The following is an 11,955-nucleotide window of genomic DNA, read 5'->3' as shown; positions in this document are numbered from 1 at the left end:
CCCCTACTCCGCACCCACCCGCTCCCGCGCCGCCAGCGCCTCGATCTCCGCCACCACCGTGTCGGCGGCGACGTACTGGAGCATGTGGCCGACGCCGGGCAGCACGACGAGCTTGGCGCCCGGCACCTCGCGGCCGAGCGCCGCGGCGTGGATGTCGGTCTTCACCACCGGGTCGCTATCGCCGGCGATGACGACGGTCGGCACGGCGATCTCGCGGTAGCGCGGGCTCTGGCGCTGGACGAAGGCGTAGAGCCCGTCGAGATCGCGCAAGTTCGCCCCGAAGGTCGAAGGGCGCAGGATCAGCGGCACCCGGGCGCCGTCGAGATAGCCCTCGGGGAGCCCTTGCGGGCGGAAGACCACCTCGGCGAAGCGGTCGAGTGCCGCAAAGCCCAGCGGTGCTGCGACCGTGTAGGTGGCGAGCGTGAGCAGCATCCGCCCGGGCAGCGAGCGGTACCAGGCGGCGTAGCCGCCGACCGAGCCGCCGGGCCAGGGATGGCTGACGGGAGCGAGGAGCGCCAGGCCGGCGACCCGCTCGGGGTGATCGAGGGCGAGCGCCGTGGCGAGCGCGCCGGACCAGGAATGGCCGACGATCAGCGCCGGGCCGATCTTCATCGCCGCCAGCGCCTCGCCGATCAGCCGCGCCTGCACCGCCGGGGAGGCGGCGTCCGACGCGATGCGGTCGCTGTAGCCGAAGCCGGGCCGGTCGAAGGAGAGCACCCGGAAGCCGTCGCCGGCGAGGCGCCGGCCGATCGCCAGCATCGGGTCCATGGCGTTGGCCGAGGCCCCGTGGAGCAGCACGACGGTGCCGCGGCTGGGTGCGCCCTCGCCGGGCCCGGCCTCCAGCACCGCGAGGTGCCCGCCCTCCACCGCCACGCGCCGGCCCGCCGGAGGATAGCGCGCCTCGACCACCCAAGTGATGATCCAGGTCGCGAGCCATCCCGCAGCGACGAGCGCCAGCACGAATCCGGCCAGGAGGCTGGCGATCAGGGTCAGCACGCGGGAGATCCGTCCTTGGAGCCGGCGCAAAGGCCGGCCGGTCACAGGTCGCGGCCGTCGACGTCGGGGCTCAGGCGCTCGATCGCCTCGTGGACCTTGCCCATGCGGGGATAGAGGGCCTCGGCGCGGCGGAAGGCGGCGAGCGCCCGGGTCTTGTCGTCGCTCGCCATGTAGATATGGGCGAGCGCCGCCCAGGCCTCGAAGTGGCGCGGCTCCAGGGACAGGGTCTTGTGCAGGTCGGCGAGCGCGCTCGCCTGGTCTTCGAGCAGGAAGAACGCGGTGGCGCGCCGGCTCCAGCCCTCGGCCCAGGCCGGCTCCAGCACGGTCACCCGGTCGAGGAGCTCGACGGCGAGCGGGTAATCCTTGGCCTGCATCGCCTCCGCGGCGCGGCTCGCCAGGAGATCGACGGTGTCGCTGCCGGAGCGGTCGAGGCGGCGCTCGATCAGCTGGGCGACGCCGCGGGCCTCGGCATCGTCCTTGGCCGTCTTCAGGCGGGCGAACAGATCGTCGAGGGTGACGGGCGCGCGCGGGGCGTCCTTGGAAGGGGCGTCCTTCGGGGCCGCGATCGCCGGCGTCGCGATCGGCACGATCGCCGAAACGACGAAAGCCGGCGCTCCGAGGAGGCCGGCCATCATGCAGATCGGAGGAGAGAGACGGCGCATGCCGGCACTGTCCGGCGCCGGCGCTGCCCCGTCAACGCGATGGCTTGCCGCGGGCTCGGGGGAGCCCGGCAAGCCCCGCGTCCTCAGCCCTGGCGGGCCTTGTAGCGCTTCTGGGTCTTGTTGATGACGTAGACCCGGCCCTTGCGGCGCACGAGCTGGTTGTCACGGTGCCGGCCGCGGAGCGACTTCAGCGAGTTGCGGATCTTCATCGGTCTGGTCTCACGTCGGTGCGCCGGAACGCCCGGGCGCGGATGGGAAAGCGGGCTCGCGGCGAACGCCGATAAGACGAACGCCGACGCCGGGCGATGCGAAAGCACCGCCCGTGCGGAGGCGCGTGACTTACCCGGCGGGGACCCGAAAAGTCAACCGGACCGAGGCGAAAACGTCGCGGCCTTACGGCCGGGAGAACGGTGCGTTCGGGGTCAGGGCCGGCGAGCCCGGGCTGAGCGGCTCGCTGTCGCCGATCACGCTGGTGGTGCCGCCGGGCGGGCCGTCGAAGCCGACGACGCCCATCGGGTTGCTCGGGGTCACGTTCGGGTTCGGCCGCAAGGGGCGGACGCTGCCGGTGGCCAGCGGGTCGACCGGATTCGTCGCGCGGGGGCTCACCGTGATGTCGAGGGCTTCCTGGGCCGCGGCCGGGCCGGCGAGGCCGAGGGCGAGGAGGCCGGCGAGGGCGAAGGTCGTCTTCATGTGTGGGTCTCCAGTAGCGGCTGAGGCCGCGTGCTGCCGGGTCAACCCGCCGGAGACGGGCCTGGGTTCCCTGACCTCGAGGGATGCCTCCGGCACGGGGAAGCCTATCTCCGGCGCGGCAACATGTGCCGTTCCCCCCGCGTTGACCCGCCAACCCCCGAGCCTAGCTTGTCCGGAACGGGCGCGTCGCCCGATCGGGAGAGGCGTGATGGCGGGGACCTCGGTCGCGGTGGTCGGCGGCGGGTTGGGCGGGCTGGCGGCGGCCTGCGTGGCGGCTTCGCGCGGGCACGACGTCACCCTCTACGACAAGAATGCCTGGATCGGCGGCAAGGCCGCGGTCCTGCGCGAGGGCGGCTTCCGCTTCGACATGGGGCCGACGATCCTGACGGTGCCCCGGGTGCTGGAGCGCATCTTCGCCGAATCCGGCCGCTCGGTGCACGATTACATGGACCTGCGCCGCCTCGATCCGCAATGGCGCTGCTTCTTCGACGACGGCAGCCGCATCGACCTGATGGAGAACGTCAAGACGATGGCGGCCGAGATGGATCGCTTCGCCCCCGGACAGAAGGCCGGCGAGGGCTACGAGCGCTTCCTCGCCCTGTCCGAGCACCTGCACGGCGTCTCGGAAAAGTTCTTCTTCTGGAAGCCGGTGCAGGACCTGTTCGACACGATCGACATCCGCGCCAACCTCAATCCCGGCACCCTGCGCGACGTGCTCTCGCTGCGCATGCACGCCTCGGTCGCCAGCACGATCCGGGGCAAGGTGCGCGACGCGCGCCTCGCCCAGATGCTCGATCACTTCGTGCAATATGTCGGCTCCTCGCCCTACGGCGCGCCGGCGGTGCTCTGCGCCATCGCGCACATGCAGACCGCCGACGGGGTCTGGTACCCGATGGGCGGCACCCGCGCGGTGGCCGAGGGGCTGATGAAGCTCGCCGGCGACCTCGGCGCCACGCTCAAGGCCGACAGCGAGGTCGAGGGCGTCGCGATCGAGAACGGCGCCGTCAAGGGCGTGCGGGTCGGCGGCCGGGTGATGCCGTACGATCGTGTCATCTCCAACATGGACGCGGTGCGCACCTACCGCGAGCTGGTCGGCGGCGAGGTCGGGCGGACTTACGAGAAGCGCAGCTTCGAGCCGGCCTGCTCGGGCGTGGTGCTCTATCTCGGCTTGAACAAGCGCTACGATCACCTCGCCCACCACGACTTCGTGTTCTCGCGCGACCCCGAGGAGGAGTTCGACGCGATCTACCGCAAGGGCGAGCCGGCCCCGGACCCGACCGCCTATCTCGCCGCGCCGAGCAGCACCGACCCCTCGGTGGCGCCGGAGGGCGGCGAGGCGCTCTACGTGCTGGTCCACACGCCGTATCTTCGCCCGCACCACGACTGGTCGCAGATGCTGCCGGCCTACCGCCAGAAGATCCTCGACAAGCTGAAGCGCACCGCCGGGATGCCGGACATCGAGGAGCGCATCGTCGTCGAGCGCCACCTGACCCCGGCGGACATCCATTCCCGCTACAAGGTGCTGAACGGCGCGATCTACGGGCTGGCCTCCCACGGCCGGATCATGGGGGCGTTCAAGCCCGGCAACCGCTCGCGGGAGGTGCGCGGCCTCTACCTCGCCGGCGGCGCCGCCCATCCGGGGCCGGGCATGCCGATGGTGATGATGTCGGGCTGGATCGCCGCCGACGCCCTCGACCAAGATGCCCGAGGCGCCACCGAGGACCTGAAGGCGGCCTCGTGAGCGGGCGGGACGGCCCGCCCGGGCGGGGCCTGCCCCCGGACCCCGTCGCGGCCCGCTCCCCCGCCATCTGGCGCTTCATGGGCGTGTACTTCGCCCGCTACGCGAGGCGCCACCTCAACGCCTTACGGCTCGCGAACTGGGGCCAGCCCCTGGCCGCGCCCGCGGCCGGCCCGGTGGTGGTCTATTGCAACCATCCGGCCTGGTGGGACGCGGCGATCATCATCCTGCTCGCGCAGCGCTTCTTTCCGGCCGCCGAGAGCTACGCGCCGTTCGACGCCGCGATGCTCGCCCGCTACCGCATCTTTGCCCGAATGGGCGCCTTCGGGGTCGATCTCGACAGCCCCCGGGGCGCCGCCTCGTTCATGGCCGCGTCCCGCAAGATCCTGGAGCGGCCGGGGCGGGTGCTGTGGATCACCGCGCAGGGGCGCTTCAGCGACGTGCGCGAGCGGCCGCTGGCCCTGCGCCCCGGCGTCGCGCGTCTCGCCGAACTGGCGCCCGACGCCCTGTTCGTGCCGCTCGCCCTCGACTACGCCTTCTGGGAGGAGCGCGGGGCGGAGGCCTGCGTCGCCTTCGGGCCGGGGATCCCGGCCCGCGACCTCCTCGCCCTGCCTCGCCCGGACCGCCTCGCCCGCCTGGAGGCCGACCTGACCGCCACCCTCGACCGTCTCGGCGCCGACGTGCGGAGCCGCGATCCCGCCCGCTTCGCCTCCCTGCTGGACGGGCGGCGCGGCGTTGGCGGCGTCTACGAGGCCTGGCACCGGCTGGTGGCGGCGCTCACCGGGCGCCGCTTCGTCGCCGGCCACCGCGAGGGCCGGGCGCCGTGACGATCCTGGCCGTCCTCGCCCTCGCCCTCGCGCTGCTGCCGGCCGTCCTGGCGCTGGCCAATCTCTGGGCCCTGCGCAAGGGAGCGCCCGGGGTACCGCCGCCGGACTGTCTCGTCTCGATCCTGATCCCGGCCCGCAACGAGGCCGCCAACATCCGCCCGACCCTAGCGGCGGCGCTCGCCAGCACCGGCGTGCCGATCGAGGTGATCGTCGCCGACGATCACTCGACCGACGGGACGGCGGCGATCGTCGAGGAGATCGCCGCCCGCGATCCCCGCCTGCGCCTGATCGCGGTGCCGCCCCTGCCGCCGGGCTGGACCGGCAAGAACCACGCCTGCCACGTCCTCGGCGAGGCCGCGACCGGCCGGTTCCTGCTGTTCATCGACGCCGATGTCCGCCTCGCGCCCCACGGCGCCGCGTCCCTGGCGGTCGCGGCCTCGCGCGCGGCTCTCGTCAGCGGCGTGCCGCGCCAGGTCACCGGCTCGCTTGGCGAGCGCCTGACCGTGCCGATGATCAACTTCCTGCTGCTCGGCTACCTGCCGATCCCGCTGATGCGCCGCTTAGGCGATCCCGCCCTCGGGGCGGCCTGCGGCCAGCTGGTGATGGTGCAGGCCGACGGCTATCGCCGGGTCGGCGGCCACGGGGCGATCCGCGAGAGCCTGCATGACGGCGTGCGGCTGCCCCGGATCTTCCGCCGCGCCGGCCTTCGCACCGACCTCGTGGCGGCGTCCCCCCTCGCCACCTGCCGGATGTATACGGACTTCGCGCAGTCCTGGGCCGGCTTCTCGAAGAACGCCCACGAGGGCCTGGCGACGCCCCGCGCCCTCCCGGTCTGGACGCTGCTGCTCGGCGGCGGCCACGTCCTGCCCCTGCTTCTCGTGATCGCCGCGCTGATGGGGGCCGGCGAATCGGGGGGCGGCGACGCGATGCTCGCGGGGGCGGCCCTCGCCCTCTCCCTCGGCACGCGGGCGGCGATCACGCTGTTTGCCCGCGAGGACCCCTGGACGATTCCCCTCCATCCCCTCACCGTGGCTTTGGCCCTGGCCTTGCAATGGAACGCGCTCCTGCGCCCGGCCAAAGCCGGGGTCGCGACCTGGAAGGGCCGCACCTACCCTGCCGGGTGAGTGGCCCGGCCGGATAAGTCGATGAGGGAGACAGCATGACCGAGATCCGCGACCTCGACGGAACCGCGATGGTGCAGGCCTACCGCGACCGCACCCTCTCGCCGCGGGAGGTGGCGGCGGATGCCCTCGCGCGGATCGACCGGCACGGCCCGGACCTCGACGCCTTCGTGCTGGTCGACCGCGACGGCGCGCTCGAAGCGGCCGCCGCCTCCGAGGCGCGCTGGGCCAGGGGTGAGCCCCTCGGCCCCCTCGACGGCGTGACCTTCACGGTCAAGGACAACATCGCCTGGGCCGGCCACCCGATGCGCCGCGGCTCGCTCACCACCCCCAACACGCCCGCCACCGAGAACGCGCCCATCGTCGACCGGCTCCTCGAGGCCGGTGCGGTCCCGCTCGCCAAGACCACGATGCCGGAATTCGGCTGGAAGGGCCTGGGCGATTCGAGCCATACCGGCTCGACCCGCAACCCCTGGGACACGCGGACGACGACGGGCGGCTCCTCGGCCGGGGCCGCCGCGGCGGCGGCGCTCAATCTCGGCCTCCTGCATATCGGCACCGACGGGGCGGGCTCGATCCGCATCCCGGCCGCCTTCTGCGGTGTCTTCGGGCTCAAGCCCAGCTTCGGCCGGGTGCCGGCCTTCCCGCCCTCGCCCTTCGGGCCGGTGGCGCATCTCGGGCCGATGACCCGGGGTGTGCGCGATGCCGCCCTGATGATGCAGGCGATCAGCCGGCCCGATTCCCGCGACATGGCGGCCTCCCTCGCCGAGCCGCCGGATTACACGGCCGGCCTGGAGGTCGGGGTGCGGGGCCTGCGCGTCGCCTGGAGCCCGCGCCTGGGCTTCGCCACCCAGGTCGATCCCGAGGTGGCACGCCTGACCGAGGCGGCGGCCCGGCGCTTCACCGAGCTCGGCGCGATCGTCGAGGAGGCCGATCCGGGCTTCTCCGACCCGGTCGAGACCCTGAACGGGATCTGGCTCGTCGGCGCCTGGTACGTTCTGCGCGGGATCCCGGAGGAGCAGCGCGGCCTCGTCGAGCCGGCCTTGCGGGCGGCGGCCGAGCGCGGACGGCAGATCTCGGCACCGGACTTCGTCGCCGCCCTCAACGCCCGCGGCGCGCTCTACACCGCCATGGCGCGGTTCCACCGCACCTACGACCTGCTCCTGACCCCCGCGCTCGCCACCCCCGCCTTCACGGCCGGCAACCTGACGCCGCCGGACGGGCGCTTCGGCGACGACTGGCTCAACTGGACCCCGTTCTCCTACCCCTTCAACCTCACCGGCCAGCCGGCCGCGAGCGTGCCCTGCGGGCTGACGGAAGGCGGCCTGCCGGTCGGACTGCAGATCGTCGGGCCGATGGGGGCCGATGCGCGGGTGCTCGCGGCGTCGCGCGCCTTCGAGGCGGCCTATCCCTGGCCGGTCCTGGCCGAGCCGCGAGTGACGCATCGGGGCTGAGCCCGCCCGTCGCGGTCAGTCGCGCGGCTCGCCCCAGCGGTCGAGCGCCGGGTCGTCCGGCGCCGGCGCTGGGCAGCTCTCGGTCGGGAGCATCACCTTCTTCTCGACGGCGCAGCTGCACAGGCCGCAGACGCCGCTGCCGCTCGCGCCGGCGAGGCGATGGATCGGGTGCCCGCCAGGCGCCCGCAGCTCCGGACAGGACAGGCACGCCCGGCGCCGGCGCTCCGCCACCTCCGGGCCCACCAGCCCGAAGCCCGCGGTCGCGCAGTGCGCTCAGCATCATTCGCCGAAGCGGTCACCGGTTCGGCGGCGAAAATGATGCAAAAATAAGAATCTAAGCAGAGTTGCCCTGTGCAATTCTGCTTAGGGCCCGCGCGGCCTTGGCCACCAGCACATGCGTCGGACGCGGTGCCCATTTCGGCAGGCTCGTCCCGCTCGATTGCGCGATCAGCCCGGACACGGCGTCCGGAGCGTCCCGCCGGGCGATCAGCGTGTGCAGATAGAGCGGGTCGACCGCCGCGCGCTCGGCCGTCTCGCGGGGAAGGTCGGCGGGACGCCCGAGCGCCTCGGCCAGCTGGTGGGAGAAGGCGCCGAGCGCCTCCTCCCGCGCGGCCGCGGTTTCGGACCCTGCCCCATCGGGAGCGGCTTCCATCGCGGGACCTCCGAACTCAGATCATCGCTGTCATGGCGACGCCGTTCTGGCTCAGGCAGCTATGCACCTTCTCGTCGATGAAGTTGTTGATCAGCGAGCACGGCACGATGAACGGACTGTCCGTGCATTGCAGCGAGAGGGTCTGCGCCGACGGATCGTAATTCCAGGCGATGGTGAAGCCCTTGGCCGAGGCTTTGCCCTGATTCGTCGTGATCGTCACGCCGTAGCTGGCGGCGAGCTGGACACCGCACTGCCAGGCAGCTGGAGTGACGTTGTTGTAGGTGAGCATGGCGCAAGCGGACATGGAGATCTTCAGGTGCAGTTCGGCGCAATAGTGTTTGGAGCCGCGAATCGTCTGCCGCGGACGAAATTGTTTAGGAGAGGAAACATTTATTTTAAACGACGAATTTTGAAAAAATCTATTCAATAATTGAGGCGCACGGTGAGAACGATTTTTCTGGACCCGCCGCGGCAGCAAGGATTCTCGGACCGTTCGCCTCACGCCGACGGCTTCCGGGGGTTTGCTGCCTCACGAAGCCGCGAGCCGGCGGCATCCGGCGCGCCGACGCCGAACCGCCCTTGTTGGCCGGCGTTGTTCGGCCCTGAGGAAACCCTTTCTTCACGATCAGGAGATGGTGCCATGAGGCATCTCGTTCTCGCATCCGCGCTCGCCGCGGGTGCCCTCGCCCTGTCCACGGCCGGGGCCGATGCCCGCGGCGGCTTCGGCGGTGGCGGCTTCCGGGGCGGCGGTGGAGGCTTCCACGGCGGCGGCTTCGGCGGGGCCGGGTTCCGGGGTGGCGGCTTCGGCGGCGGCTTCCGGGGCGCGGGCCTCGGTGGTGGCTTCCGCGGAGCCGGTCTCGGCGCGGGCTACCGCGGCGTCGGTTTCGGGGGCGGCTACCGCGGCGGCCTCGGCGGGTACCGCGGCGTCGGCGTCGGCGGCTACCGGGGCGGCTATGGGGGGTATCGGGGCTACGGCTATCGCGGGGGCTACGGGCGCGGCCTCGGCTACGGCCTCGCCGGGGTCGGGTTGGGGCTCGGGCTCGGCTACGGCCTCTCAAACGTCGGCTATTACGGCGGCTACGGCTATGGCGGCTACGGCGCCACGTACGGCGGTTGCGGCCCCTACGCGTATTACGACGACGTCTACGGGACCTGCGTCTCGTACGGCTACGGCTATTGACGCATGAGGCGGAGCCGGGCGGTCGCGCCCGGCTCCGCCGCTCACCTCGCCGGAGGGACGCCATGGCCGGTTCACCCAGGCCGGGAGACCGCAAGCCGGGAGACAGGCGGATCCCGGCACGCCCGGCACCGGAGAGAACCTCTGCCCGGCTTGCGCCGGCACCGGCACGGTGACCGAGCCGATCAGCGGCGCTTGAGCGCAGGAATCTGAGATGAATCCGGGACGCCGGCTCGCGTCCCGTCAGGGCTCCGCGCCCATTCAGGGCGCCAGGATGATCTCCGCCAGCGCCACGGCCTTGGCGAGCGCCGCCTCGGTCTTCGGCGTCGGCGGGGCCGGCACCTGGGCCTCGCGCCGCAACGCCGCCAGCACCGCCTCCCGGGCCTGCGGATCGCGTTCCGCCCGCTCGCGCAGGAGCGCGGTCACGATCAGCTCGAGGGCGCCCAGGCGCGCCTCGACGTCATCCTCGAAGGTCAGCGGCGCACTCATCGACGAATCTCCCGCTAGAGCACCTCACGATCGCAACGCAATCGTGAGGTGCTCTAAGTGTTTGTTCTGTCGCATTGTCTTCGACGAACCGGGATCCACTTCGCCGGAAAATGCTCTCGCTCACGGTTTCGGCTCCTGCAACTCGTCGATCCGCGCCCCGAGGAGCCGGATCTTGCACGACGAGGCGAGCTGCCCCGCCGCCGAGCCGCCATGGTAGTCGAAGTCGTAGAGGCTGTCGCAGTGGCGCCGGATATACTCCTCCCAGGCGCCCTGCGCCGCCAGGAAGGCCTTGCGCCAGTTCTCCGCATCCTCGCGCCCGGCGAGGCTGCCGGGGCTCGGCGGACGGGTGGCGACCGCCGCGATGGCGGCGAGCCGGCGTTCCACCAGCGCTCCCAGGCGCTCGCGCAGCGCCTTGGCGGCGTCGTCGAGGCACGCCCCCTTCCGGTACTCCGGCAGCGCTATGCCGGTACAGGCGCGCAGGAGCGCCGCTGCGGAGACCGGCTTGTCCCCGGGAGCGGCCGCCTGGGTCGGGACCGCCCAAACGGCGACGAGCACGAAGGCGGGAATCGCGAGGGCCCGCCCGCGGGCCGCCGCGCCGTGGCGGCACCTCATCCGGGCCAATGCCCCAGCCAGTCGCCACCGGTCAGCACGACGCCGACGGTCACGATGGCCGCGCCGGTCAGGAGCAGCAGCGCCTGCTCGCGCGACGGCAGGCGGCGTCCCCGCGCCTGCCGCCAGGGATTGGCCAGCGCCATCCTACTCGGCCGCGGCTTTGCGCGAGCGGCGGCGCGGGGCGGGCTTCTCCGCGGGGACCTCCGCCGCGGGGGGCGGCGCCGGCTCGGCCGCCTCCACTTCGGCGGCCTGGGCCGCCGCGGCGTCGCGCCGGCGCTGCCCGAGGCCGAGGCTCTTGGCCAGCGCCGAGCGCTGGGCGGCGTAGCTCGCCGCGACCATGGGGTAATCGTGCGGCAGGCCGAACTTCTGGCGGTACTCGGCGGGCGTCATGCCTTGCGAGGTGAGGTGGCGCTTCAGCGAGCGGTAGGGCTTGCCGTCGAGGAAGCTGATCAGGTGGTCGGGCGTGACCGACTTGCGGATCTGCGCCGGGGTCGCCCGGCTCTCCTCGACCACCGGGGCCGCCGGCTGGCCGAGCGCCGACAGCGAGGCGTGCACCGACGCGATCAATCCCGGCAGCTCGGCGATCTGGAGATTGTTGTTCGCGACATAGGACGAGACGATGTCGGCGGCGAGGCCGACGAACTCAGACTGCTGCTCCAGGTTGACGTCCGACACGAGGTTCCATCCCGATCTGAGCAACCCGGTTCGCTCCGAGTCGTCCAGGCATATCGGGCGCAGCACGCCTTCATCAAGTGAAACCGTATCGACTCGAAGGAAAACCTGTGTATCGCAGACGGTCTCTCGCTTCTCCCGACCGTTCTTCATCCGGCCATCGGCCGCCGCGACGTTGGTCACGCAGCGCAGGCCCGGCGTGTTGCACCGCCCCCGTCGCCGCCTCAGCCTTCGCAGCGCGACAGCGAGACCGGCACCGCCGGCCGTCGGCCCGCCGAAACCTTCCAGGCATCGGGGCCGGCCCGGATCGATCCGCCGCGGCACCGCCCTCCCGCGCCCGCGCGCATCCCGCGACGATGCCCCGCGCTCCGAAGAATGCTCCGCGCCCCGCAAGAATGCCTTGACCGGTCCGGCGAACCGGCCTATCAGCACCGCACCCGAGGCGGTGACGCGCCACCCCGGACAGACGGATCGCTCCTCTGCTCCACAGCGCGAAGCGCCTCGTTGGGGGATAGTTTAACGGTAGAACAGCGGACTCTGACTCCGTTAGTCGTGGTTCGAATCCACGTCCCCCAGCCATCAATCTTCTCAAACACTTAGCGCAAAATCGTCAAGCGTCTCGCGAAGCGGTTGGACACGTCTGTCCCGCTGGTTAGACAGCCTTCGTGCGCATTCTGTTCTCCTAATCCAGCTTGACCATCACGCCTCGGAGCTTTGGTTCGAGGTTTGTCTCGCGCGAGTAATGCGCCGCCATGCCCCCGATCTCCCAGAGCGTGTTATGAACTTATGATGGAGCGTGAGCGTTGAGGTGGATGAGTGCTGATCGCCCCGCTTATCCATCCGACGTGTCTGATGAGGAATGGGC

At 71.9% G+C, this 11,955-nt stretch carries 16 protein-coding genes and 1 tRNA gene; 6 read left to right on the top strand and 11 right to left on the bottom strand.

All coding sequences use genetic code 11. From position 1 onward, the window contains the following. Positions 1–3 precede the first annotated feature (3 nt). The 4 genes from ABZT49_RS18590 to ABZT49_RS18575 all read right to left on the bottom strand — a co-directional run bounded on the left by ABZT49_RS18590 (position 4) and on the right by ABZT49_RS18575 (position 2,348). Positions 4–1,005: an alpha/beta hydrolase gene (locus ABZT49_RS18590; RefSeq protein WP_355287900.1), complete on the bottom strand. Its 1,002-nt coding sequence runs from the start codon at positions 1,003–1,005 to the stop codon at positions 4–6. Positions 1,006–1,037: 32 nt separating this feature from the next. Then, positions 1,038–1,631 (bottom strand): hypothetical protein, encoded by a 594-nt coding sequence (locus tag ABZT49_RS18585; RefSeq protein WP_407943529.1) that lies wholly within the window; start codon positions 1,629–1,631, stop codon positions 1,038–1,040. Positions 1,632–1,741: 110 nt separating this feature from the next. Next, a complete protein-coding gene (ykgO, locus tag ABZT49_RS18580; RefSeq protein WP_012334921.1) occupies positions 1,742–1,867 on the bottom strand; it encodes a type B 50S ribosomal protein L36 in 126 nt (41 codons plus the stop codon). 184 nt (positions 1,868–2,051) lie between these two features. Then, a complete protein-coding gene (locus ABZT49_RS18575) occupies positions 2,052–2,348 on the bottom strand; it encodes a hypothetical protein (protein ID WP_355287893.1) in 297 nt (98 codons plus the stop codon). Positions 2,349–2,556: 208 nt separating this feature from the next. Between ABZT49_RS18575 and ABZT49_RS18570 the strand changes: the two genes are divergently transcribed. The 4 genes from ABZT49_RS18570 to ABZT49_RS18555 all read left to right on the top strand — a co-directional run bounded on the left by ABZT49_RS18570 (position 2,557) and on the right by ABZT49_RS18555 (position 7,488). Beyond that, positions 2,557–4,089, top strand: coding sequence for a phytoene desaturase family protein (locus tag ABZT49_RS18570; RefSeq protein WP_407943528.1), 1,533 nt, complete (start codon positions 2,557–2,559; stop codon positions 4,087–4,089). Positions 4,090–4,166: 77 nt separating this feature from the next. Next, entirely contained in the window at positions 4,167–4,913 is a 747-nt protein-coding gene (locus tag ABZT49_RS18565) for a lysophospholipid acyltransferase family protein (protein ID WP_355287898.1), read from the top strand. After that, positions 4,910–6,037: a glycosyltransferase family A protein gene (locus ABZT49_RS18560; RefSeq protein ID WP_355287889.1), complete on the top strand. Its 1,128-nt coding sequence runs from the start codon at positions 4,910–4,912 to the stop codon at positions 6,035–6,037. The genes ABZT49_RS18565 and ABZT49_RS18560 overlap by 4 nt, the downstream gene beginning before the upstream one ends. 35 nt (positions 6,038–6,072) lie before the next feature. Then, a complete protein-coding gene (locus ABZT49_RS18555; RefSeq protein ID WP_355287887.1) occupies positions 6,073–7,488 on the top strand; it encodes an amidase in 1,416 nt (471 codons plus the stop codon). Positions 7,489–7,503: 15 nt separating this feature from the next. Here ABZT49_RS18555 and ABZT49_RS18550 read toward each other — a convergent pair whose 3' ends face one another. The 3 genes from ABZT49_RS18550 to ABZT49_RS18540 form a co-directional block, all read right to left on the bottom strand. Beyond that, positions 7,504–7,719, bottom strand: coding sequence for a hypothetical protein (locus ABZT49_RS18550; RefSeq protein WP_355287885.1), 216 nt, complete (start codon positions 7,717–7,719; stop codon positions 7,504–7,506). A gap of 103 nt (positions 7,720–7,822) precedes the next feature. Next, on the bottom strand, positions 7,823–8,140 hold the full coding sequence (locus tag ABZT49_RS18545) for a hypothetical protein (RefSeq protein ID WP_355287883.1): 318 nt from the start codon (positions 8,138–8,140) through the stop codon (positions 7,823–7,825). A 16-nt stretch (positions 8,141–8,156) separates the two neighbouring features. Next, entirely contained in the window at positions 8,157–8,618 is a 462-nt protein-coding gene (locus ABZT49_RS18540) for a hypothetical protein (protein ID WP_355287881.1), read from the bottom strand. 162 nt (positions 8,619–8,780) lie between these two features. Between ABZT49_RS18540 and ABZT49_RS18535 the strand changes: the two genes are divergently transcribed. Continuing rightward, on the top strand, positions 8,781–9,320 hold the full coding sequence (locus ABZT49_RS18535) for a hypothetical protein (protein ID WP_355287880.1): 540 nt from the start codon (positions 8,781–8,783) through the stop codon (positions 9,318–9,320). Positions 9,321–9,578: 258 nt separating this feature from the next. On the opposite strand, the gene ABZT49_RS18530 is transcribed toward ABZT49_RS18535, so the two are convergent. The 4 genes from ABZT49_RS18530 to ABZT49_RS18515 all read right to left on the bottom strand — a co-directional run bounded on the left by ABZT49_RS18530 (position 9,579) and on the right by ABZT49_RS18515 (position 11,093). Further along, positions 9,579–9,806 carry a hypothetical protein gene (locus tag ABZT49_RS18530; RefSeq protein ID WP_355287878.1) on the bottom strand — a complete coding sequence of 76 codons (228 nt, stop codon included), beginning with the start codon at positions 9,804–9,806 and terminating at the stop codon, positions 9,579–9,581. Positions 9,807–9,926: 120 nt separating this feature from the next. Continuing rightward, positions 9,927–10,418 carry a lysozyme inhibitor LprI family protein gene (locus tag ABZT49_RS18525; RefSeq protein ID WP_355287876.1) on the bottom strand — a complete coding sequence of 164 codons (492 nt, stop codon included), beginning with the start codon at positions 10,416–10,418 and terminating at the stop codon, positions 9,927–9,929. Then, positions 10,415–10,561 (bottom strand): hypothetical protein, encoded by a 147-nt coding sequence (locus tag ABZT49_RS18520; protein WP_355287874.1) that lies wholly within the window; start codon positions 10,559–10,561, stop codon positions 10,415–10,417. Before ABZT49_RS18520 ends, ABZT49_RS18525 begins: the two co-directional genes overlap by 4 nt. A gap of 1 nt (position 10,562) precedes the next feature. Beyond that, positions 10,563–11,093 (bottom strand): MucR family transcriptional regulator, encoded by a 531-nt coding sequence (locus ABZT49_RS18515; protein ID WP_355287873.1) that lies wholly within the window; start codon positions 11,091–11,093, stop codon positions 10,563–10,565. 502 nt (positions 11,094–11,595) lie between these two features. Here ABZT49_RS18515 and ABZT49_RS18510 point away from each other — a divergent pair. Next, positions 11,596–11,669: transfer RNA gene (locus ABZT49_RS18510), tRNA-Gln, on the top strand. Positions 11,670–11,955: the final 286 nt, after the last annotated feature.

The sequence above is a fragment of the Methylobacterium sp. EM32 genome, assembly GCF_040593685.1.
Taxonomy (GTDB): domain Bacteria; phylum Pseudomonadota; class Alphaproteobacteria; order Rhizobiales; family Beijerinckiaceae; genus Methylobacterium.
Note: the sequence above shows the minus strand (reverse complement) of the source record. Positions and strands in the feature narration are given on the sequence as shown.

Bases quoted from the DNA above. Each gene is read 5' to 3' on its own strand.
- ABZT49_RS18575 (WP_355287893.1), bottom strand. From the start codon at position 2,348: ATGAAGACGACCTTCGCCCTCGCCGGCCTCCTCGCCCTCGGCCTCGCC.
- ABZT49_RS18530 (WP_355287878.1), bottom strand. From the start codon at position 9,806: ATGAGTGCGCCGCTGACCTTCGAGGATGACGTCGAGGCGCGCCTGGGC.
- ABZT49_RS18565 (WP_355287898.1), top strand. From the start codon at position 4,167: ATGGGCGTGTACTTCGCCCGCTACGCGAGGCGCCACCTCAACGCCTTA.
- ABZT49_RS18585 (WP_407943529.1), bottom strand. From the start codon at position 1,631: ATGATGGCCGGCCTCCTCGGAGCGCCGGCTTTCGTCGTTTCGGCGATC.
- ABZT49_RS18570 (WP_407943528.1), top strand. From the start codon at position 2,557: ATGGCGGGGACCTCGGTCGCGGTGGTCGGCGGCGGGTTGGGCGGGCTG.
- ABZT49_RS18545 (WP_355287883.1), bottom strand. From the start codon at position 8,140: ATGGAAGCCGCTCCCGATGGGGCAGGGTCCGAAACCGCGGCCGCGCGG.
- ABZT49_RS18535 (WP_355287880.1), top strand. From the start codon at position 8,781: ATGAGGCATCTCGTTCTCGCATCCGCGCTCGCCGCGGGTGCCCTCGCC.
- ykgO (WP_012334921.1), bottom strand. From the start codon at position 1,867: ATGAAGATCCGCAACTCGCTGAAGTCGCTCCGCGGCCGGCACCGTGAC.
- ABZT49_RS18520 (WP_355287874.1), bottom strand. From the start codon at position 10,561: ATGGCGCTGGCCAATCCCTGGCGGCAGGCGCGGGGACGCCGCCTGCCG.
- ABZT49_RS18525 (WP_355287876.1), bottom strand. From the start codon at position 10,418: ATGAGGTGCCGCCACGGCGCGGCGGCCCGCGGGCGGGCCCTCGCGATT.
- ABZT49_RS18555 (WP_355287887.1), top strand. From the start codon at position 6,073: ATGACCGAGATCCGCGACCTCGACGGAACCGCGATGGTGCAGGCCTAC.